General features: G+C 45.3%; 18 protein-coding genes. 10 read left to right on the top strand and 8 right to left on the bottom strand.

Annotated features, from left to right (window positions below; translation table 11 throughout):
* Window positions 1–17 precede the first annotated feature (17 nt).
* The 3 genes from JRG66_RS06185 to JRG66_RS06175 all read left to right on the top strand — a co-directional run bounded on the left by JRG66_RS06185 (window position 18) and on the right by JRG66_RS06175 (window position 4,821).
* Entirely contained in the window at window positions 18–3,002 is a 2,985-nt protein-coding gene (locus tag JRG66_RS06185) for a GEVED domain-containing protein (protein ID WP_265164972.1), read from the top strand.
* Between the two features lie 73 nt (window positions 3,003–3,075).
* Complete coding sequence (locus tag JRG66_RS06180) at window positions 3,076–3,837, top strand: exodeoxyribonuclease III (RefSeq protein ID WP_265164971.1); 762 nt, start codon at window positions 3,076–3,078, stop codon at window positions 3,835–3,837.
* Window positions 3,838–3,849: 12 nt separating this feature from the next.
* Entirely contained in the window at window positions 3,850–4,821 is a 972-nt protein-coding gene (locus JRG66_RS06175; RefSeq protein WP_265164970.1) for an OmpA/MotB family protein, read from the top strand.
* 9 nt (window positions 4,822–4,830) lie between these two features.
* On the opposite strand, the gene JRG66_RS06170 is transcribed toward JRG66_RS06175, so the two are convergent.
* From JRG66_RS06170 to panC, 7 genes are all read right to left on the bottom strand, one after another.
* Window positions 4,831–5,964: a peptidoglycan DD-metalloendopeptidase family protein gene (locus JRG66_RS06170; RefSeq protein ID WP_265164969.1), complete on the bottom strand. Its 1,134-nt coding sequence runs from the start codon at window positions 5,962–5,964 to the stop codon at window positions 4,831–4,833.
* Window positions 5,965–6,042: 78 nt separating this feature from the next.
* A complete protein-coding gene (locus JRG66_RS06165; protein ID WP_265164968.1) occupies window positions 6,043–6,567 on the bottom strand; it encodes a GNAT family N-acetyltransferase in 525 nt (174 codons plus the stop codon).
* 32 nt (window positions 6,568–6,599) lie between these two features.
* Complete coding sequence (radA, locus tag JRG66_RS06160; RefSeq protein ID WP_265164967.1) at window positions 6,600–7,964, bottom strand: DNA repair protein RadA; 1,365 nt, start codon at window positions 7,962–7,964, stop codon at window positions 6,600–6,602.
* Between the two features lie 24 nt (window positions 7,965–7,988).
* Window positions 7,989–9,134 (bottom strand): alpha/beta hydrolase-fold protein, encoded by a 1,146-nt coding sequence (locus JRG66_RS06155; protein WP_265164966.1) that lies wholly within the window; start codon window positions 9,132–9,134, stop codon window positions 7,989–7,991.
* Window positions 9,135–9,170: 36 nt separating this feature from the next.
* The gene (locus JRG66_RS06150) at window positions 9,171–10,136 is read right to left on the bottom strand and encodes a lysylphosphatidylglycerol synthase transmembrane domain-containing protein (protein ID WP_265164965.1); all 966 of its coding nucleotides are present in this window, start codon (window positions 10,134–10,136) and stop codon (window positions 9,171–9,173) included.
* A 3-nt stretch (window positions 10,137–10,139) separates the two neighbouring features.
* Window positions 10,140–10,490, bottom strand: coding sequence for an aspartate 1-decarboxylase (panD, locus tag JRG66_RS06145; RefSeq protein WP_265164964.1), 351 nt, complete (start codon window positions 10,488–10,490; stop codon window positions 10,140–10,142).
* A 4-nt stretch (window positions 10,491–10,494) separates the two neighbouring features.
* On the bottom strand, window positions 10,495–11,343 hold the full coding sequence (panC, locus tag JRG66_RS06140; protein ID WP_265164963.1) for a pantoate--beta-alanine ligase: 849 nt from the start codon (window positions 11,341–11,343) through the stop codon (window positions 10,495–10,497).
* A gap of 106 nt (window positions 11,344–11,449) precedes the next feature.
* Between panC and JRG66_RS06135 the strand changes: the two genes are divergently transcribed.
* From JRG66_RS06135 to JRG66_RS06115, 5 genes are all read left to right on the top strand, one after another.
* Window positions 11,450–12,259 carry a glycogen/starch synthase gene (locus tag JRG66_RS06135; RefSeq protein ID WP_265164961.1) on the top strand — a complete coding sequence of 270 codons (810 nt, stop codon included), beginning with the start codon at window positions 11,450–11,452 and terminating at the stop codon, window positions 12,257–12,259.
* 53 nt (window positions 12,260–12,312) lie between these two features.
* The gene (bamH, locus tag JRG66_RS06130; RefSeq protein ID WP_265164959.1) at window positions 12,313–13,839 is read left to right on the top strand and encodes a BamH family beta-barrel-assembly machinery protein; all 1,527 of its coding nucleotides are present in this window, start codon (window positions 12,313–12,315) and stop codon (window positions 13,837–13,839) included.
* 3 nt (window positions 13,840–13,842) lie between these two features.
* Window positions 13,843–15,693: a glutamine--fructose-6-phosphate transaminase (isomerizing) gene (gene glmS, locus JRG66_RS06125; RefSeq protein ID WP_265164958.1), complete on the top strand. Its 1,851-nt coding sequence runs from the start codon at window positions 13,843–13,845 to the stop codon at window positions 15,691–15,693.
* Between the two features lie 275 nt (window positions 15,694–15,968).
* On the top strand, window positions 15,969–17,480 hold the full coding sequence (gene atpD, locus JRG66_RS06120) for a F0F1 ATP synthase subunit beta (protein WP_265164952.1): 1,512 nt from the start codon (window positions 15,969–15,971) through the stop codon (window positions 17,478–17,480).
* Window positions 17,481–17,566: 86 nt separating this feature from the next.
* Complete coding sequence (locus JRG66_RS06115; protein WP_265164951.1) at window positions 17,567–17,857, top strand: FoF1 ATP synthase subunit delta/epsilon; 291 nt, start codon at window positions 17,567–17,569, stop codon at window positions 17,855–17,857.
* A 309-nt stretch (window positions 17,858–18,166) separates the two neighbouring features.
* On the opposite strand, the gene JRG66_RS06110 is transcribed toward JRG66_RS06115, so the two are convergent.
* The gene (locus tag JRG66_RS06110; protein WP_265164949.1) at window positions 18,167–19,939 is read right to left on the bottom strand and encodes a M61 family metallopeptidase; all 1,773 of its coding nucleotides are present in this window, start codon (window positions 19,937–19,939) and stop codon (window positions 18,167–18,169) included.
* Between the two features lie 299 nt (window positions 19,940–20,238).
* On the opposite strand from JRG66_RS06110, the gene JRG66_RS06105 reads away from it, so the two are divergent.
* A complete protein-coding gene (locus JRG66_RS06105; protein ID WP_265164948.1) occupies window positions 20,239–22,554 on the top strand; it encodes a putative monovalent cation/H+ antiporter subunit A in 2,316 nt (771 codons plus the stop codon).
* 3 nt (window positions 22,555–22,557) lie between these two features.
* Entirely contained in the window at window positions 22,558–22,971 is a 414-nt protein-coding gene (locus JRG66_RS06100) for a Na+/H+ antiporter subunit B (protein ID WP_265164947.1), read from the top strand.

Here is a 22,971-nt window from a genome sequence, read left to right as displayed (position 1 = left end):
TGGTCAAAGTTTGCTTTATGCTGAAAAATTATTTTTTTCTTTTTCTCGTTCTGTTCCTGGAATTGCATGTTTCTGCCCAGGAGAAGGAACTCTTGGGCCCAATTTCACAGGGAGTCGCAAAACCTTCAGTCTCTGCGCCTCTCTCTGCCAAAGAATTGATCCCGGCTGTAAGTGAAAGAAAAGAAGTAAACCCGAAGAACCGCACTGCCAACAGGGTGGTGCCGGGGAAAGGATATCCTAAAGGTGTAGACGCAGCGTTGCAGGAAAAGAAAGGGACCATTCCCGTGAAACAGGCTATCCTCTCTTTTGATGCCGCCAATCTTTTTCATACCCCTACAGACCCTACCGGTGCTGCCGGGCCAAATCACTATGTAAACGCCTATAATTCGGGTTTCTCGGTTTTTGACAAACAGGGGAACGTCCTCCTGCCGCCTACCGATATAGCCTCTTTGGGAGGTGAATTCTCGGGGGAAAGGCTGGGAGATCCTATTGTACTTTACGATCAGTTTGCCGACAGGTTTCTCATCACCCAATTTGCCGGTTGCCCCTATAATCCCGTGCAGGGCTGCCCCAATAAAGTTGATCCCACCAATGCACTGCTGGTAGCTGTTTCCAAAGGGCCAGACCCGGTCAATGACGGCTGGTATACTTACAGGTTTGCCACGGGAACATTCCCGGATTATCCTAAATTTTTTTTGTGGAGTGACGGCTATTACGTGACCACAAACCAGGATCTCGATGATCCCGAGATCAGCGAGGTGGTATTTGTGCTTGAAAGGGAAAAGATGCTAAGGGGAGAGGCAGCCAGGCATGTGGGCTTTCCGCTTCCGGGGGTGAGGAACAACGGCTTTTACAGTCCGGCGGCTTTTAACGCCACGGGCAGCGAGCCACCGCCACCGGGGAATATGCCGGTAATCTATTTTCAGGATGATTCCTGGATGGGGGTGAATGTAGACCATCTTAAAATATGGCTGGTCAATGTAGACTGGAATAATTTGGGAAATTCCACCATTAAGGAAGCGCAGGAAATTACGCCTTCCGAAGGCTTAACCCCTTTTAAAAGCACTTTTGACGGCGGAGGTTTTTCAAATCTTGCCCAGCCTTTTAACAAACCCGAACTCGATGCCTTACAGGGAGCCTTGATGTATCCAACTTCTTACAGGAGGTTTGCTACCCATAACTCGGTTGTATTTAATTTTGTGGTAGATGTAGATCCGGGAATTGCAGAGCATGCGGGAATAAGATGGTACGAGCTGCGGCAGCCTGGCGAAAATCAGGACTGGCAAATTTATCAGGAAGGGACCTATGCGCCCGATGATAGCGACCGCTGGTGTGGCAGCATAAATATCGACAAACATGGAAATATTGGGATGGGCTTTACCCTGGTGAACGACAGTCCCGAATCGCCCATACTTCCTACTTTAAAATTTACAGGGCGATACTTTAACGATCCTCTCAACAGGATGACTTTGCAGGAGGAGACGCTTATAGAGAGCACTGCTGCCAGCGAAAGCAACAGGTATGGAGATTATGCCCACACCAGCATTGATCCGGTTGACAATGAGACTTTTTGGTATAATGCCGAATACTTCAGGCCTGGTTCCCGCCTTAACAGGGTAGGGGTGTTCAAACTTGCGCCACAGTTCGCAAAAGACGTGGGGGTAACGGCAGTCATTTCTCCTGTGTCTTCAAGCCTTACAGCCGGCGAGAACCTTACCGTCACTATCAGGAACTTTGGGAGTGAGCCTCAGTCAAATTTCCCGGTAAACTTTCAGCTGAATGAAGGTGAGGTGGTAAGCCAGGTTTTTACCGGTACCATCCCTTCAGCCGAACAGGTGGAATTTACTTTTTCTGAAACTTTAGACCTTTCAGTGCCCGGGGAAGAATACCAACTTAGCGTGAGTACAGCTTTGGAAGGGGATATGAACCCTGAAAACGATTCCCTTACCATCCAGGTTGTCAATTTGCCGCCCAAAGATATTGGGGTCACGCAGCTAGTACATCCCGAAACCGGTTCTAACCTTGCTACTGAAAATATTACTGTGGTCATAGAGAATTTTGGAGGGGAAGCCCAGGGCAATTTTGAAGTGGGTTATACCGTAAACGGCGGAAATACCGTAACCGAAACTGTAAATGAGACCCTGGAGGTGGGCGCTCAGCTCACTTATACCTTCGCCACCCCGTTTGACTTTTCAGCAAATGGCAGGTATACCATTGAAGCTTCCACTTTTCTTGAAGGTGACAGCGACCTGGAAAACGATGCAATAGTAGAGACCATCGCCCGGCTAAACTGCATCCCCGAAGGTTCTTCCTGTGCCTTTGGAGACGGCATCATCAGCTTTTATCTTGAAGAGATCGTCAACGAGAATATTTACTGTGACGACGGCTATAATAATTTCCTCGGAATTTCTACAAGGCTCGATATTAACCGCGATGTCTATCAGGTAGGGGTGGTTTCCAACAGCAGCAATGAGTTCTCCATGTGGATAGACTTTAACGATAATGCTGTTTTTGAGCCTGAAGAGCAACTGGTGAGATCTGGTAATATAACTTCCTCTTCGGGGCCAAGCCTGTTTGAATTCTCACTTCCCGAAAATGCCACTTTGGGGGAACATATTTTGAGGGCAAGAGCTGGAGACGTAAGTTCAGCTTATGAAGGAGAGCTCAATGACCCTTGTGACGTGATGCAATACGGAACTACCGAAGATTACACCGTGGTTATTGTAGACGGGATTGAAGAATCTGAAATCCAGCAGGGCAATTTTGTGATCACTTCTTCCGAAGAAGACCTATTTAACCTGAATTTTACCACTCCGTACCAACGCCCGCTGTGGGTTACCGTCCACGACATGCTGGGGCAAAAACTGGTGGAAGCCATGGTAAAAAAAGGCAGCATCGCTTACGATTATACTCTCGATATGTCTTATGTGGCGGCCGGGGTTTACCTTGTGCGTATTGGCACACGGGATGAAGGCAAAATACAGCGCATTGTGGTGCGATAGTGAAAAAACTCTGGCTTCATTCTTTCTGAAGGCCTTTTAAAAATGCTATTTTTGACAGCATAAAATGTAAAGAATGAAAATAATTTCCTACAACGTAAACGGAATTAGGGCTGCCATTAAAAAAGGTTTTATAGACTGGCTTGAGTCTACCAACGCCGATGTGGTTTGCCTGCAGGAAATAAAGGCCACGCCCGATCAATTTGACCAGGAGCCTTTTGAGAACCTGGGCTATAAATACAACTCCTGGTTTCCGGCGGTTAAGAAAGGCTATAGCGGGGTTGCAATTTTGAGCAAAGAGGAGCCCAAAAATGTGGTTTTTGGAACCGGGATAGATTACATGGATTTTGAAGGCCGCAATGTGCGGGTAGATTTTGAAGATTTTTCGGTAATGAGCATGTACCTGCCATCGGGAACCAACATTGCCCGCCTGGACCATAAACTGCAGTACATGGCCGATTTTCAGAAGTATGTGGACGAGTTGAAGCAGGAGATCCCGCACCTGGTGATTTGCGGAGATTACAATATTTGCCATGAAGCAATAGACATCCACGACCCGGTAAGGCTTAAAAACACTTCCGGATTTTTACCTGTAGAAAGGGAATGGATCGGGAATTTCATCAAAAGTGGCTTTATCGATTCCTTCAGGCATTTTAATTCGGAACCGCATAACTACTCCTGGTGGAGTTACCGCGCGGGTGCCCGCGGTAAGAACAAAGGCTGGAGAATTGATTACCACATGGTGAGCGAACCGCTTAAAGACCGGTTGAAACGCGCCCTTATTTTGCCCGATGCACAACATAGCGACCACTGCCCCGTTCTTGTTGAATTAGATTAAACCAAACCCCTTATGAATAGAAATCTTTTTTTTGCTCTTTTGAGCAGCTCGGTTTTACTTTCTTCCTGTGTTTCTTCAAAAGTGTATAAAGACCTTGAAGACAGGTATGCACAATTACAGGAAGAGAACAGCGAACTTGCCAGGGAATTTGATGATCTGGCAGCCAGGTTCCGCCAAAACGAAAATGATCTTGCCGCTTTGCAGGCTGAGTATGAAACCACCAAAGCCGAAAGAGACAGGCTGCAGCAGGAGTACAACAGCACAAAGGCAAGCTACGAGAAACTGAAAACTTCTTATGATGCCCTAGAAGCCAACAGCTCTTCGGCCCTGGCCGAAAATTCCCGGAGAAACCGCGAACTTCTAGCCGAGCTTGATGCTAAAGAAGAAGCTTTGCTTCAGGAAAAAAACAGGTTGGAAAAACTTCAGAAAGACCTCGCGGCCCGGTCAAAACGGGTTGAGGAACTCGAAAGTCTGATCGCTGCAAAGGATGCAAAAATGAATGCCCTCAAAAATGCCATTTCCAAGGCCCTTGTCAATTTTGAAGGGAAAGGCTTAACCGTAGAGCAGAGGGACGGAAAAGTCTATGTTTCCATGGAAAACAAGCTCTTGTTCAGTTCAGGGAGCTGGGCAGTGGGTAGCGAAGGCAGAAAGGCCGTGCAGCAACTTGCCTCTGTACTTGCTCAAAACCCCGATATCGCCGTTCTTATTGAAGGCCACACCGATAATGTTCCTTACAACGGAAACGGGCAACTCACCAACAACTGGGACCTTTCTACCAAACGTGCCACGGCCATTGTACAGCTGCTGCTCGAAAATTCGGGAATCAATGCTGAAAACCTTACCGCAGCCGGCAGGGGCGAATATGCGCCTGTAGCTTCAAACGACACTGCCGAGGGCCGTGCAAAGAACCGAAGGATCGAGGTCATTCTCACTCCTAAACTCGATGAAATCAACAGGCTGCTTCAGGAGCCAGAATTCGAATAATCAAATTTTTTACAAGGGTGACGCCAGGCTTTTATGGATGAAGAAATTTTCATCTTTAAGCCTGGTGTGATACCAGTGGGGCGTTTCCCCAAGTAGCTGCAAAGTATCATTTGTGCTGGCACGGCTGCCAATTTCAGCTTTGGTGGAAGGGCCTTTTCTCAAGTTAGCGCTGCCCGTGGCCAATAGAAATATATTATCTGACTTCGGAATAAATACAGCCGGAGGGGAGGGCTTGAAGACATAAGGCAGAGGATCCTGTGCGCCTCCATAAGCCTGGTAAACGCCAAAATGCAGGTGTGGCGGGGTGGTGCGGGCATTTCCGGTGTTGCCCACAAGCCCAAGCGTGTCCCCTGCTTTTACACGCATTCCGGGGCGGGCAATGATGCTGTCTAAATGTGCATAATAGAGGGAGTTTCCGCGTTTGCTGTCGCGCAGCCAGACCTGTTTTCCGCCCAAACCTTTATTCCCGGTTGAAGATATCCTGCCGGCAGTGGCCGCAAGTACAGGTGTGCCTCTGGGGGCAAAAATGTCAATTCCTTCATGGCTCCTGCGGCCGCCGTCTCTCGCAGCACCCCACAAACTCTGCACTGCCGCATTGCTTTTATTGGCTACCGGAAAGGAGTAAACCGGCTCTTTAACTATTTTAACTGAAAATGCGGAAGTGGAATTGATTTCCGGCTGAAGGAGGATTTTAAAGATTCCAGGTTGTTTTGTTTCATATTGTATTTCAGTGGCTCCAAACTCGGCCGATTCCACCTGCTCGTAACTCGCTGCCGAATCTGTTTTCTTCCGGTACAGGTCTATAAAAACAAGAGGTTTGAGTGAATCGGTTTGCACCTCTGCCCGTAAACTTTCCCCCGGGTTGAGGGAGATATTGTAGGTGTAAATGTGGTCTCCTGTAGCAGTAAACTTTCCTGCTTCAAAATAAGGAGGCGTAACAGTTATACTGTCAAAAAGGGCATTTTCGAAGCTTTTTTCCCAGCGGGCGTAGGCTGCTGGATCATTTTTAAAGTTGCGCGCATACTGTTCCCTCGCAGTGGGTTTGCTGAAAAGATCTTTGGCTTTGTTCATCCTGGAACAGGAAACCGCCAGAAATAACAATACCAGCAGTGCCGTAAAATGTAGTTTTCCTGAAGTATTCACGAAACATAAAATGCAGAAATTGTGCCAATTGGGACCTGTAAGCCAAGGTTAAAAGGCCATTTTTGAGGCTTCAGGTTGTCAGAAGAAAAGCTTCATGATTTTATCTGTCTGCCGGGCGTTTCCAACCATATAAGGATGGCTTCCGGCAGCTTCAAACCCATTTTTCAGGTAAAAACTGATGCCGCGCCGGTTATGTTCCCAAACCCCCAGCCACAAATATTTCATTTTTCGCTGTACGGCCATTTCTATCACGGTATCAAGCATTTTCTGTCCTGTTTTTTGGTTCTGAAACTCGCTTTTCACGTAAATTCGTTCCAGTTCCATGGCGTCTTCATCCTTAAATTCGGTTTGAGCGTTACCTAAATTTATTTTGAAGTAACCAAGGGTTTCGACCTTCCGTTTTGCGAAGTAAAATTCAGAAAGCGGGTTGAGCAGTTCGGTTTTGAGCTGCTCATCGCTAAAGGCATTATTGAGATAGGCCTGGAGATCTTCAGCCTTGTTCTGGTCTCCAAAGGCATCGCTAAAAGTTCTTCGGCTCAACTCCTTCAGCTCTTTAAGATGGGCTGAAGAAAGCTTCTCAAAAATGACATTTTTGGATGGCATAGCTGTGTTTTTCAGTAAAAGATAAGGTTTTTCTATCCGAAGAGAAAACTCACCACATCTTCCACTTTTGAAGCTTTCTGAACTTTTATGCCGAACTTATTCTTGGGAAATTTATTTTGGGAAGAAACCACAATACTGCTGAAGCCGAGTTTTTCGGCTTCAAGAATTCGCTGTTCCACACGGGTTACGGGCCTAACTTCGCCCGCCAGGCCAATTTCGGCCGCAAAACTGATATCCTTGGGCACGGCAATGTCTTCATTGGAAGAGAGGATGGCGGCTACCACAGCCAGGTCAAGGGCGGGATCATCAACAGAAATTCCGCCGGTAATATTCAGGAAGACGTCTTTGGCGCCCAGCCTGAAACCTGCCCTTTTCTCGAGAACCGCCAGCAGCATATTGAGGCGCTTGGCATTATAACCCGTCGCCGACCGCTGCGGCGTGCCGTAAACCGCCGAACTCACCAGCGCCTGCACCTCGATCATCAAAGGCCGCATGCCTTCAAGGGTGGCGGCTATGGCCGTACCGCTCAGATCTTCTTCATTTTTGGAAATAAGGATTTCAGAAGGATTGCTCACTTCTCTAAGGCCATTCCCCTGCATTTCATAAATGCCGAGTTCATTGGTGGAGCCAAAGCGGTTTTTATGCGCTCTTAAAATCCTGTACACATGGTTGCGGTCGCCTTCAAACTGGAGCACGGTATCAACCATGTGTTCGAGGACTTTTGGCCCGGCAATGCTTCCTTCCTTGGTGATGTGGCCTATGAGGATCACCGGAGTGGCTGTTTCTTTGGCAAATTTTATAAGCTCGGCCGTGCATTCGCGAATTTGAGAGATGCTGCCGGGCCCGCTTTCAATAAAATCGGTTTGAAGGGTTTGAATAGAGTCAATGATGACAATCTCTGGCTGCAGCTTTTCTATTTGCTGAAAAATGTTCTGGGTCTTTGTTTCGGTAAGGATGAAGCAGTTGTCGGAATCAGGGTTGATACGCTGGGCCCGAAGTTTTATTTGCTGCTGACTCTCTTCACCCGAAACGTACAATGTTTTAAAAGATAAATTCAGCGAAATTTGCAGGAGCAGGGTGCTTTTCCCAATCCCCGGTTCGCCGCCAAGAAGGGTGAGGGAGCCGGGAACTATGCCGCCGCCCAGCACCCTGTCCAGTTCTTGGTTGTTGGTTTTGAGCCGCTCTTCTTTCGATACTTCAATTTCAGAAATCCGCAGCGGTTTTGCTATTTTATGAACCCCGGGTGTAGCTTCGCTGCTCCAGGATTTTTTTTCGGTTTTTTGTACTACTTCTTCAACCAGTGTGTTCCATTCCCGACAGGAATTGCACTGGCCCTGCCACTTGCTGTGCTGTGTACCACAGTTTTGGCAAAAATACAGGGTCTTGGGTTTGGCCATTGATGGGTTGCTTCAAATGAGCTGCTAATAACCGAAATCTTGTTTAATTAGATCGGCTTTTTTCAGCATAAAATCTATCGTAATAAAGGCCACTTCTTCTTTTCCGTATGCACTTTGGTAGGTTTTCATGGCTTTTTTGGTTTTGCCACTGGCTTCATAAGAGCGGGCAAGATAGTAATTTGCCAGGGCCATGTTGGGATACTGTTTTTGGGCAAGTTCACCCAGTTTTTCGAGCTCATCCCATTGTTCACGGTATTCGAGAGCTTTTCCCACGGCGAGATAGTCATTGATCCTTACCAGTTTTCGGAGCCCGAAATTATTTTCAATAAGCTCGTATTTTTCAAGGAGAAAATCGAGGGCAGAGCCTTCAAGGGCGATCATTTTGTCGTATTCTTCGAGGTTTATGGGTTTGTAGGTTTGAAAAATGTGTTCCAGGGCCCGGGGGAGCGCATTGGCAATAAGGGTGTAATGATTGGCGGCTTCAAAATTCCCAAAACCGTAATGCAGGTTATTATTTTTAATGGCAGCCATTTGCTGATTGAAGGCTGTGGCCTGCTTCCTGAGTTCGGCTACATCGTTTGAGCCGGTGGCCAGATAGAACCAGAACGGGCTTTCGGCCTTAGAAAGGGATTCGGCGATCCTGTTGCTCATTTCGGGGGCAAAATGAGGGCTTAAATTGATGTAAGCCTTGAAAATAGGCTGGGGTTTGAAGAGGTAGTAGTTTATGAAGTTGGAGGTGATGTCATGTCCTGCAATGGCCACAAATCTTGAGGTGCGGTAATTGTTGTCTATGAAGGGCAGGAGTTCCATGCCCAAAAATTCGAAAAATTGAGCTCCTTTTTTTTCCGGAAGGAAATTTTTAGGATCGTAAGTGCAGTCGTCATTCCTGCTTCGAAGCTGATTTACGCCCACCACTATGCTTTCGGGGATCTCGTCCCAGTAAGAATAATAATCTACGTTTCCGGCCATAGGTTCGAACAGGTAATCTCCATCGAGCACGATAATCACCGGATAAATTTTATCGGAATTTTGTTCGTAATTGCGTGGCAACTGAATTTTGAGCTCCCTTTGTTCTCCAAGTTTCGATGAATTTATGGTCTTGTAAAGGGTTTGTGAAAAACTTAACTGTACGACTAAAAACAGGTAGGTAAAAATGTATAATTTCTTCATATGCAATAGGTTTATTTCCTAAAGCAATATAAAATTTTATTTCTTTTGATTGTAAAGTGGAAGAAATAAGAGGGAAAGTCCGCCAAGAATAACTACCATGAGGGTTTGCGACCCCCACATGATCCAGCCGAAAGCTTCGCCGGCCTGCTGGTTGACCCCAAAAAGTAAGAGTACGGCCCCCATGGCGATTGGATAAACGCCAATTCCGCCATTTGTGGTGGTAATGGCTACAGAACCAACGATAAAGGCGGCCATAAAACCTGCCAGCGATAAGGAATTTGTTTCGGGGATGGCGTATTTAATCACGTAGAACATGAGTAGGTACATGATCCAGATGAAAAGGGTATGAAAAATGAATTCTTTTTTCTTTTTCATCCTTACAATGCTGCGCATGCCTTCCAGCAAGCCCCGGGCAAAGTCTTTGATCTTTAGCATTAAAGGGTGATTGGAGCGCCTAATGAGATTGAGAAAAATAACGCCAATAATGATGAGCACAAGCAGGATGCCTATAGAAATAAAGGGGTTGATGTTATTGGCATCAAAGTAATTGATGAGGTTCTCGGTTTGAATGAGAAAGCCGAAGGTGGTGATGAGAAGCACCATTGCCAGGTCGGCAATCCTTTCTGAAACTATGGTTCCAAAAGCTTTGTCAAACGGAACGTTCTCGTAGGTTGAAATTGTTGCGCCACGCAATACTTCGCCCGATCGCGGTACGCCCAGGTTAGCGAGATAGCCACCCATAACGGCCATAAAACTGTTGGCCAGGCGGGGTTTATACCCCAGAGGTTCCAGGAGGTACTTCCAGCGGTAAGCACGGGAAAGGTGGGAAAGTATTCCGCAGAAAACACTTAAATAAACCCATTTTAGATCGGCAAGCAGAATGTTGTTCCACAGTTCCCGGCGCTCTTCGGGGGTTGCGCTGCTAAGGGAGTACCATATCAAAAAAATACCCAGTAACAGGGGAAGAAAAGTTTTCGCGAACCTGAAGATTTTTTTCTTCAAAAGTTAATTCAGGAGATTTGTCTCTTCGTTAGGGAAAACAAGAGAAGGCTTAAATTTTTTGGCTTCTTCAATATCCATTATGGCATAGGTGATAAGAATAAGGATATCGCCTTTTGCCACCTTGCGGGCGGCAGCCCCGTTAAGGGTGATCTCGCCGCTGTTGCGCGGCCCGGGAATAGCGTAGGTTTCTAGTCTTTCGCCGTTATTATTGTTTACAATTTGTACTTTCTCACCTTCAATAATGTTGGCTGCGTCCATAAGATCTTCATCTATGGTAATACTGCCAATGTAGTTAAGATCTGCACCGGTTACTTTTACGCGATGAATTTTTGATTTTACAACGTGGATTTGCATACTGCTAATTTAAAGCTATATTATCAATTAACCTGATGTCACCCGAATAGGCGGCAATAAAGGCGCGATATTTTTTTGTCATGTCTTCTTCCTGCACACTCACCAGGTCATCTGCGTTGGCTATCTCAAAATATTCGAGCTGCAGGCCGGGTTGGGATTCAAACTGGCTTGACACCCAGTGGGTGATATCCTGAGCACTTTTTATGCCAAAATCACTCTTCACTTTTTGCAGGATCTGGTATATGAATGCAGCATTTTGTCGTTCGCCGGGGCTTAACCTTTCATTTCGGGAACTTCGGGCGAGCCCGTTCTCTTCCCGGTAAATAGGGCAGCCTATTACTTCAACATTCAGTTTTTGTTTTTCTACAAGTTTCCTGATAATTTGTAGCTGCTGGTAGTCTTTCTCTCCAAAAAAGGCTTTATCGGGCTCTACCATTTCAAACAGCCTTTTTACTATGGTGCCAACGCCGTTGAAATGTCCTTTCCGGTATTTGCCTTCCATCTGGTGTTCCAGGCCATCAAAGGAGAATTCTTCCGAAGAAATGCTGTCGCCATACATTTCGGATGCCGCAGGAGAAAAGATGATAACATCATCGCTTAACTGACTTATAAGGGCTACATCTTTCTCCAGGGTGCGCGGATATTTTTGAAGATCCTCCAGATTGTTGAACTGCGTAGGGTTCACAAAAATACTCACAACTACCTTATCACAAGTAGAAAGGGCCTGTTTGATTAGAGAGAGGTGGCCTTCGTGCAATGCTCCCATGGTAGGAACAAAACCTATGCTGCGCTGGTCATTTTTTAAGGCTCTAACCTGCGTTCTAAGCGCTTCCTTCTCCTTTAAAATCTGCATCTTATTCCAAAATTAAGGGCCTGCAAACTTAATATAATACTGGCAATCTGCATAAAATTTTGTATTTTTGCGTGTTTTTATTTTACAACAGCATTAAAGTGATCCTATGAAAGATAAGAGGATATTGTACGTATCATCTGAAGTTATTCCCTACCTGCCCGAAACCGAAATTTCATCTATGTCTTTTGAAGCCCCCCGAATGGTTAACAACCAGGGAGGCCAAATTCGCATCTTTATGCCCCGGTTTGGGAATATCAATGAGAGAAGGCATCAGCTTCATGAGGTCATTAGGCTTTCCGGGATGAACCTGGTTATCAATGATCTTGATATGCCTCTTATTATTAAAGTTGCTTCCATTCCCAAAGAGAGGATGCAGGTGTACTTCATAGACAATGAAGATTATTTTAAGAGAAAGGCCACCCTTACAGATGAAGAGGGAAATCTCTTTCCCGATAATGATGAAAGAGCCATCTTCTTTGCAAAAGGGGTGATTGAAACCGTGAAGAAACTCAACTGGTCACCAGATGTTATTCATGTAAACGGCTGGCTGTCTTCATTGCTGCCGTTGTACCTTCGCAATTACTACGGAAATGAGCCTTTGTTCAACGAAGCAAAAATTGTGACCTCTGTATACAATCAGGACTTCGATGGAACGTTAGATAATCAAATGTATAAGAAAGTATTATTTGATGGTCTTGAAAACGAACAGGTGAAACACCTGAAAAAGCCATCTTACGTGAACATAATGAAAACAGCGGTAGATAATTCTGATGCTGTTGTTATTGCCGGAGATAATATTCCCGATGAGCTAAAGAAATATTTGAGTAAACTTGACAAGCCGGTATTAGGCTATAAGAACAGGGAAGAATTTGCCCAGGCTTATCAGGAATTCTATACCACAAAGGTGTTATCTTAATTAGAAAAAATTCAATGAACTTAAAGAATATAATGTTGAAAACAACAACAGTTATGGCTGTTGTTTTTTTGTTAGGTGCTTGCGAAGACGATTTCCAAACCCTTGGTAGTGATGTTATCGGGGAGCCCGGTTTTAACGCCAATGTGTATGATGAGACTTTGATCTCTGCACATTCTTACGATCTTCCTCCGGTACAAACCAACAGTTTGCCGCTTAACCTGCTGGGAGTTTATACCGATGATGTCTTTGGAACCCAGGAAGCCGGCATACTGTCTAATCTTGAGCTGGGTTCGTTAGATCCTTCCTTCGGGACCGATGCGGTGATTGACAGCGTGGTGCTCACCATTCCTTATTTTTCGCATGAAGTGCTTAGGAATAACGAAGTAGAATACGCCCTTGATTCTATCTACGGAAATACACCAATCAGCCTTTCGGTTTATGAATCTAAGTATTTTCTGAATACCTACGATCCCGATTCTAACTTTGAACAAGCCCAAAAATATTATTCCAATCTGGAGCCAAAGATCATGAACAACATCAATCCGGAGCCAATTTACGAGAGGGATAATTTTATTCCTTCCCCCAAAGGCTATGTAGAGTATACCGTAAATGACATGGGAGTTGTAGATACGGTGTCTAGAGGGCCGGCTTTAAGGATTATGCTGAACAATGATTTCTTCCAGGAAAAAATCATCGAGAAAGCAGGTACTTCGGCTTTGCTTAATCAGGATAACTTTAAGAATTATTTTAGAGGGCTTTATCTAAAAGCTGAAAAAGCAGGAGATGGAGGTACAATGATGCTCCTCAATTTACTGGGTGAAGATGCCGGGATCTCTATTTATTACAAGACAAAAATAGTTGACGGCAACGATTCCGATGGCGATGGTGACAGGGAAGAGCTTATAGAAGGAAGAAGGTCTTATTCGCTTAAATTTGGCGGAGTGCGCGTAAATACTTTTGAGCAGGAAGCACCGCAATTTGATGACCAGAACCTCTACCTTAAAGGCGGGGAAGGTTCTATGGCGGTCATAGATCTTTTCTCTGGGCCCGATGCAAATAATGATGGGGTTTCCGACGAACTTGAAGCCTTGAGAGATAATGACTGGTTAATTAACGAGGCACACCTTGAATTTTTTGTGAACAGGGATTATATTGGCAACCTTAACGAGGCTGAAAGAATTTATCTTTACGATCTAAACAATAATTCTATTTTGGCCGATTATGTTCTGGATGCAAGCGGGCAGCCAAACAATGCGGGCTCAGTTTCCAATGATCGCCACCTCGAACCTTTGGAAAGGGACGAGAACGGGAACGGGATTAGTTATAAGATGAGGATTACCCGCCATATTGACCAATTGTTGAACAAAGATTCTACCAATGTCAAACTCGGGTTGGTAGTGACACAAAACGTGAATTTGATTTCGACTTACAGAGTTTTGCCAGAAGCCAACCCCGAAGTAGAAAGAATTCCCGGAGGAGCGTTGCTTACGCCTGAAGCCACTGTTCTTTATGGCCCAAATGCACAAAATGAAGACAAGCGCCTCAAGCTTAAGATTTATTATACAGAACCAAAGAATTAGAATATGTGTGGAATAGTAGGATATATTGGTCACAGGGAAGCATATCCAATTGTTTTAAAAGGTCTGCAAAGACTGGAATACAGGGGGTATGATAGTGCTGGAATAGCATTGTATGATGACAAAGAATTAAAAGTAAGTAAGACCAAGGGAAAGGTAGCCGATCTTAAGGCGAAAATGGAAAGTGAACTCGATAATACTTCGGGAACCTTGGGTATTGGTCATACCAGGTGGGCAACTCACGGAGTGCCCAATGATGTTAACTCTCATCCCCATCTCTCAAATTCGGGAGATTTGGTGATCATCCACAATGGGATCATAGAAAACTATGAGAGCCTTAAGAAAGAATTGACCAAGCGCGGTTACAAATTTGAATCGGATACCGATACCGAGGTTTTGGTGAACCTAATTGAAGATGTTATTGTCAAAGAAGGGGTCAAGTTAGGTAAGGCAGTGCAGATTGCACTCAACCAAACTGTGGGGGCTTATGCCATTGCTGTTTTTGACAAGAAAAAGCCCAATGAAATTGTGGTAGCCCGTTTGGGTAGCCCGTTAGCCATTGGGGTTGGAAAAGATGAATACTTCATCGCATCAGATGCTTCTCCTTTTATTGAATTCACCAATAATGCCATTTACCTTGAAGATGGTGAAATGGCCGTGGTAAGACGCAGCAAAGGGGTGAAAGTGAGAAAGATTCACGATGACTCGCTTGTTGATCCTTACGTTCAGGAGTTGCAGCTGAATCTGGAGCAAATTGAAAAGAACAATTTTGATCACTTTATGCTCAAGGAGATCTATGAGCAGCCAAATGCTATAAAAGACACCTACCGCGGAAGGTTACATGCCGAAGAAGGAATTATTCGCATGGCAGGAATAGACGATAATCTCGAGCGTTTTCTCAATGCTCGAAGAATTGTTATTGTTGCCTGCGGAACTTCATGGCATGCAGGACTGGTGGCCGAGTATATTTTTGAAGACCTGGCGCGCATCCCTGTAGAAGTTGAATACGCTTCAGAATTCAGGTACAGGAATCCAATCATTAATTCAGACGATGTGGTGATTGCCATTTCTCAAAGTGGCGAAACAGCCGATACCATGGCGGCTATCAAGCTCGCTAAAGAAAAAGGCGCCTTTGTGTTTGGAGTTTGTAATGTGGTGGGCTCTTCAATTTCGAGAGAGACCAACGCCGGGGCTTATACCCACGCCGGTCCCGAGATTGGTGTGGCTTCAACCAAAGCCTTCACCACCCAGATCACGGTGCTTACCTTGATCGCCCTAAAGCTTGCAAAGGCAAAGGGCAGCATGTCTAATACCGATTTTCACATGCACCTGCAGGAGCTGGAGACCATTCCTCAAAAGATAGAACTTGCCCTTGAGGCAAATGATCATATCAAAGAGGTGGCCTTTAAATATAAAGATGCCCGCAACTGCCTTTACCTGGGTCGCGGGTTCAACTTCCCGGTTGCTCTTGAAGGAGCTTTAAAGCTGAAGGAAATATCTTATATTCATGCTGAAGGTTATCCGGCTGCCGAAATGAAGCACGGCCCTATTGCGCTTATCGATGAAGAGATGCCCGTAGTGGTGATCGCTACCAGAAAAGGGCATTATGAGAAGGTGGTGAGCAATATTCAGGAGATCAAATCAAGGCAGGGTAAGATCATTGGTATTGTGACCGAAGGTGACACCAGTGTTCGTGAGCTTGCCGATCATGTGATCGAGGTGCCCGATACTATAGAGTCGCTTACGCCGCTTATCACTACCATTCCGTTGCAGTTGCTGTCTTACCACATTGCAGTAATGCTTGGTAAGAACGTTGACCAGCCAAGGAACCTTGCAAAATCGGTTACGGTAGAATAAAATTTTTATTGCTGAAGTTTTCCTGAAAGTCCGCATCTCTTGCGGACTTTCTTTATTTAGCACCTTCCAAAAATGGCATTTTTGGAAGGTATTTTTCAATTCAGGAACATCCTGATGGTGGTTTAGTGAAAAAGTTATTATTTCTCTTATAGACTTTTATACAAAAAAACTATCTTTGCAGCCTGAAAAAGGCGACGGCTTTTTATGAGCAATTAAAAGTTGTTACTGGTTCTTTTTTAGGTATTTATAAAAACTCAATATTAAAGGAATAGAGAATGTCTAAAGTTACAGGTAAAGTTGCACAGGTTATCGGCCCTGTTGTTGACGTAAAGTTCGACACAGAGAACGCTGAATTGCCAAGGATCTACGATTCACTTGAAATTACCAGGAAAGATGGATCTGTATTGGTTCTTGAGGTTCAATCTCACATTGGAGAAGATACAGTAAGAACAGTTTCTATGGATTCTACCGATGGGTTGAGCCGTGGGGTGGAGGTGCTTGCAACTGGAGCGCCTATCCAGATGCCTATTGGCAAGGAAGTTTTTGGTCGTTTGTTCAACGTGATTGGTGATGCTATTGACGGTCTTGGGAATTTGCCCAAGGCAGAAGAAAAAGGTCTGCCAATACACCGTCAGGCGCCAAAATTTGAAGACTTATCTGTTTCTACCGAGGTGCTTTACACCGGGATCAAAGTAATTGACCTTATTGAGCCTTATGCAAAAGGAGGTAAAATTGGCCTTTTTGGAGGTGCAGGGGTTGGTAAAACAGTATTGATCCAGGAATTGATCAACAACATCGCAAAAGGTCACGGTGGTCTTTCGGTATTCGCAGGAGTAGGGGAAAGAACCCGTGAAGGAAATGACCTTTTGAGAGAGATGCTTGAGTCTGGGATTATCAGATATGGAGAAGACTTCATGCACTCCATGGAAGAAGGCGGATGGGATCTTCAGAAGGTTGATAAGAACGCACTTTTAGATTCTAAAGCTACTTTCGTGTTCGGGCAAATGAACGAACCTCCCGGAGCACGTGCACGTGTTGCCCTTTCAGGTCTTACCATTGCTGAATACTTCCGTGATGGGGCCGGGGAAGGACAAGGGAAAGACGTACTTTTCTTCGTAGATAATATTTTCCGTTTTACACAGGCAGGTTCAGAGGTGTCTGCACTTCTTGGGCGTATGCCATCGGCAGTAGGATATCAGCCTACACTTGCAACCGAAATGGGTGCAATGCAGGAGCGTATTACTTCTACCAAGAATGGATCTATTACCTCTGTACAGGCGGTTTACGTACCTGCAGATGACTTGACAGACCCTGCACCGGCAACAACCTTTGCCCACCTTGATGCAACCACGGTACTTTCCCGTAAGATCGCAGAGCTTGGTATTTACCCTGCGGTAGATCCTCTTGACTCTACTTCGCGTATTCTTACTGCTGAAATTCTTGGAGCCGATCACTATAATTGTGCACAAAGAGTAAAAGAATTACTACAGAGATATAAAGAACTTCAGGATATTATCGCCATCCTTGGTATGGAAGAACTTTCTGAAGAAGATAAACTGGCGGTGTCACGTGCCAGAAGGGTACAGCGTTTCCTTTCTCAGCCGTTCCACGTAGCCGAGCAGTTTACAGGTCTTAAAGGAGTGCTTGTAGACATAAAAGACACCATCAAAGGATTTAACATGATCATGGACGGTGAACTTGACCACCTGCCCGAAGCTGCCTTCAACCTTAAAGGAACCATTGAAGAAGCCATCGAAGCCGGTGAGAAAATGTTAGCTGAAGCATAAGCGGGGAAATCCCAATACACAAATTCCAAATTCCAAAAGAACAAGCTCTTGGAATTTGGGATTTGAAATTTGTAATTTAGATAATTATGTACTTAGAAATAGTTACTCCTGAAGCGGTTTTGCTTAGCGCAGAAGTTGATTCTGTGAGCGTACCGGGAGTTGAAGGGCAGTTCCAGATGTTGAACAACCACGCTCCCATAGTTTCGGTGCTTTCCAAAGGGGAGATCAAAGTATTTACCCATTCTCATCCTGTAAATTCTGAAGACCTTGCCAAAAGCTTCAGAAGAGATTCAGCCGATAGTAAGATCCTTGTTCTTCCTGTAGAAGGCGGGGTGGTTGAGATGAAAGACAATAAAGTAATTGTCCTGGCCGATTAAGCTGAAAAAAATATATTTGAAAAAGCCTGTTGTGAATGCAACGGGCTTTTTGTTTGTAAAAAAAATAAAAACCAGCTAGAAATATTCGCTCCTCCGGTGCTTTGAAGCATTTTTGGGCTAAAGCCCTGGAGAGAGATCCTTCTTTTATCCTCCGGCTGAAGCCGGAGGCAATTCATTATTAAAGTTTAAGATGGATTGCCACGGGCTTCAGCCCGTGGTTTTTGAAATTTGATGGAGAGGGCTTTAGCCTAATTTTATCTGTAGAATCAAAGCCAAAGGTTAACAGCTAATGGCCAACAGCTCAAAAATTTATTTTGCTGACAACCATTCTTTTCTCGCAGCTACAGCCTCGGGCTTTGCACCTTCGTCTATACTGATCGCAAAAGCAGGATCGGCTTCTAAAATGACAGTTTTGTGCATCTTTTTTCCGAAGCGTTCAATTTCCAGTTTTAGCTGCTCTCCCGGTTTGTATTGCCCAAATTCATCTTCCCAGGAGTTTTCAGCTTCTAAAGTAGTGCCGTTTACTGTCAATATCCTGTCGCCTTCATCAAGGCCGGCTTTGTAAGCAGGGGTGTTCTTTTTTGGGTTGCTGCTTACGTAAAAACCTTCGTCATCTTTTTGAACTGAGGCTCCAAAAAAGGCATTTTCGGAACCTTTTTTCAGCCGGAGGCCAACTTGGTCAAGCAGTTGCTCATAATCTGGCATTTCGCTGCTGTAGATGTACTTTCCGAAGTAATTTTCAGCAAAATCCTTTCCTGCATATGCGGCAAGGGCATTTTCCAGATCCTGCAGGTCATAGGGAACTTCGGGTTCGCCGTATTTTTCCCACACCAGTTCCATAAAAGCATCTAAATTTTGGCCTTTTTGACGCAGCTGTAAGTCGAGTGCCAGGCCAAGCATGCTTCCGTAGGAATAATAGGAAATAAAGGTGTTCTCGCGATTTACGGGATCTATGGAAGTCGCCGCGTCAACGAATGGAGCCTGATAGCTCATCTCAACCGGATTAAAATACTGGCGGGCGGGAGAATTCCACACGTAGTTAAAAGTGCCGTTGAGGCCTTTGGCATAAGCTTGAGGAGTAATGATCCCGGCACGGGCAAGGCTAAGGCCGGTGTAATAGCTGGTGAAGCCTTCGGCAAACCAGAGGAGGCCGCTCATATTGGCTTCAGTAAAATCAAAGGGTTCAAGAGATTGAGGGCGTATCCTTTCCACATTCCAGGCGTGGAAAAATTCGTGGGCTACGGTGCCAATATTTCCTTTCATGCCGCCATCGGCAAGGCTCGTGCCGCTGGTGAGCACGGTGCTGTTGCGGTGCTCCATGCCGTCTCCTGAAACCTGCGGCATATAACAACCCAAGAATGTGTATTTTCCGAAGTCAAATTGTGGCAACTCTCCAAAAATGGCTTTTTGCTGCCTCACTATTTCTCTGGTCTTCTCCCAGTATTCATCAAATTCCTGGGCGGTGCCGGGGTGGTGCAGGATGAACCGTATCAGCTGCCCGTCTATTTCAAACTCCCTGCTGTCAAAGTTGCTGATTTCAGTAGGGCTGTCCATGAAATAATAAAGATTGGGGGCGTAAAAGGTGTTTTGGCCGAGTTGCTTCAGCTGAGTGGCGATCTTCCAGTGGGGAAAATGCCGGGTGTCAAAAATGACTTCCACAGGCCTTTGCTTCAGGGATTCTGAATACATAAAAGTAGCGGGAATATTAAGGTGGGCGTGGGTCTGGTCAATTTGCGTATAAGTGCCATCGGCGCGGTTTCCGAAGAGAATATATTCAAGATTTACCTGTCCGTCGTGGCCGGTAATCGCCCATGAGTGGGGATCGGGTCTTGTAATGTCGAGTTTTTCACCTTTAGAATTTGTCGCCTTTAGGCCGTAGACGTTTTTTGCGAATTCGTGCAGGGCGTATCGGCCGGGAGAGGTGCGGCTCATTCGCACGGTCAAAGTATCCTGTTCGAGACTGGGAAAGGAAATCTGGATGTTGGCTTCGTGGTGTTCGGCATTTTCGAAGGAAATACGGTAAGTATTTTTCTGGGCAAAACATGCTGAAGTGGCCAGGAGAAAAAGAAAGAGAATATGCATGGAAAAAATTTTGGCTGAAAATAGAAAATTTTGGGGAGACTGCTGCTCCTGAAGTAATTATCTGCATCCGGGGAGCAGCAGATTTTAAGTTTTGTCAAAGTGCCTGAGTTTCAGAAGGGAAAATTTCTGCTGCTGAAGCTGTTGAACTTCCGGGAATCGAAAAAGATAAATTTGTCCACATTTTTTTGTGCTTAAATCTCACAATTTTTTGAAATTACGTTGTTGTAAAAAGCTTCCATGGGTTTAAATCCTCAGTTTTTCCTGCTATATTTGTCTTTCCAGTTATTTGAACGTTCCCTATGCTTTCAGCTATACTTTTAGGTTTTATCTTTTCCATTTTCCTGGTTTTTGCAGGAAAGTACTTCAAAGGTAAACTTGCTGTACTTTCATCACTCGTTCCGCTGGTGCTGTTCCTGTATTTTCTTTCCTTTATTCCGCAGGTGGCCAGTGGGGAGGTGATAAGGGCCAATTACCAGTGGGTGCCAAGTTTGGGGCTCAATCTCGATTTTGCCCTGGATGGGCTGTCCCTCCTGTTTTCACTATTGATCACGGGGATTGGCTTTCTGGTTTTTGCCTATACGGCTGCATATCTCAAAGGGCATGATTACCTGGACAGGTTCTATGGTTACCTGGGAATGTTTATGGGTGCCATGCTGGGCCTTGTGCTGAGCGATAACCTGCTCTCCATGTTCATTTTCTGGGAGCTCACGAGTATAAGCTCCTTTTTTCTTATAGGTTTTAACAATACGAGCGAAGCTTCGCGAAAATCGGCTGTACTTGCGCTTGCCATTACAGGGTCTGGAGGTTTTCTTTTACTGGCCGGTTCGCTGTTGCTTGGCGGCGTTGCGGGCACTTACAGTATTAGCGAGATGGTGGGGCTTAGCGACAGCATTGTTCAGAGTGAATCTTATCTCTGGATTGTCCTTCTCATTTTTGGCGCGGCATTCACAAAATCGGCACAATTTCCTTTCCATTTCTGGTTGCCCGGGGCAATGAAGGCACCCACTCCGGTGTCTACTTACCTGCATTCGGCCACCATGGTAAAGGCGGGGATATATCTTTTGTTGAGATTTACACCTGTATTGGGAGGAGAGGATATTTGGAACACCACGCTTATTACCGTGGGAGGAATTACCATGTTCTATGCTGCCGTGCATACCCTTTTCAGAACCGATCTCAAAGGGGTTTTAGCCTACTCTACCATTGCGGTTTTGGGGCTCCTGGTCTTCCTTATTGGACTGGGAACTGAATACGCTTTAACGGCAGCTGCGGTTTATATCATTGTGCATGCGCTTTACAAGGCAACTTTATTCCTTGTCACCGGGATCATAGACCACGAAACCGGAATGCGAGATATTACCCGCATTGCCGGCTTGAGAAAAGTGATGTTCCCCGTAGCTATTGCCGGATTCCTGGCTGCACTGTCAAGTGCCGGGATGCCGCCTTTTGTAGGCTTTATAGGAAAAGACCTGGTTTACGAATCTACCCTCCACATGGGTACCTGGTCTATTGTGCTGACGGTTTTGGCTATTGCTACGAATATCCTCGTGCTTTACGCCGGATTTGTAGCCGGAATAAAACCTTTTACAGGAACCCTGCCCGAGAGTTTCTCAAAGGTACACCTGCCCGGTTTCCTTATGTGGCTCCCGCCGGTTGTTCTCGCAGTGCTGGGGCTGGTTGTGGGGCTTTTTCCAGGTATTATAGACGGGCCGCTAATTCAGCCGGTTGTAAGTGCAGTTGGGATAGATTCTGAATTACACCTCAAACTCTGGCACGGTTTCAATACGGTTCTGGGACTGAGTGCTCTTACCCTGGCAGTGGGATTTGCAATGTACTTCCTCATCAAACCTTCAAAAAGCAAGGAAAGAGGCGTGGCGCGTTTTGATTTCATTTCGCCGCTTAGTCTTATTACCAGCTTCGGAAGTGCTTTCAGGACCTTTTCAAACTGGTGGACACGAATCTTCCAAAATGGTTTTCTCCGGAATTACGTTTCCACAATTATACTGTTCCTGGTGGTACTGGTAGGATACTCTCTTTTTTCTGACCATGACGGGATTCCTATAGATTTCTCTTCCTTTTCAAGAATGACCTATTATGAAATGATTATCATGGGAATTATGTTCCTGGCGATATTTTTTGTGATAGGGGCGAGGTCGAGATTAACAGCGGTGGTAGCCATGGGAGTAGTGGGCTATGCGATATGCCTTATGTTTGTGATTTACAGTGCGCCCGATCTTGCCATGACGCAGTTCTCTATTGATACGTTAACTGTGATCCTCTTTGTGCTGGTGCTTTCAAGCCTGCCAAAGTACCTTTCAATCTCAGATTATAAGATGAAAGCCATAGACGGGGTGCTATCTGTAGCCTTTGGTATACTTATAACACTCATCGCGCTAGAAGTGCTGGGCGAACCGGTGAACAAGGAAGTGAGTAATTTCTATGCTGATAATGCCTATGTCATGGCAAAAGGAAAGAATGTGGTGAACGTTATCCTGGTAGATTTTAGAGGGGTTGATACGCTCATGGAAATATCGGTGCTTACCATTGCTGCCATTGGAGTATTCAGCCTGCTTAAGCTCAGGTTGAGAAGAGATGACAGGGAATTAAAAGATTAAAACATGAAGACAATTATACTGCGTACTGCCTCGAATTACATGTTGCCGTTGCTTCTTGTGTTTTCGGTATTTATACTGCTTAGAGGGCACTACCTGCCGGGCGGGGGCTTTGTAGGTGGTTTGATAGCCTCTATTGCCTTTGTGCTGCACGCTTTTGCCAACGGGCTTGGAGATACTAGGCAATTGATAAGATTTCATCCGGGCTTTTTAATGCCTGCAGGTCTTACCGTGTCTTTTTTGAGCGGGATTTCCCCAATCATCTTTGCAGGAAAACCTCTAATGACCGGTTTATGGTATCCTCATCACCTGCCCATCGTGGGAAATTTAGGATCGGCACTATTTTTTGACATAGGAGTTTACCTGGTGGTACTGGGAGTCACTTTAACCATTATATTCACTATATCTGAATCTGTATAA

It is taken from the genome of Salinimicrobium tongyeongense (assembly GCF_026109735.1).
GTDB lineage: Bacteria > Bacteroidota > Bacteroidia > Flavobacteriales > Flavobacteriaceae > Salinimicrobium > Salinimicrobium tongyeongense.
Note: the sequence above shows the minus strand (reverse complement) of the source record. Positions and strands in the feature narration are given on the sequence as shown.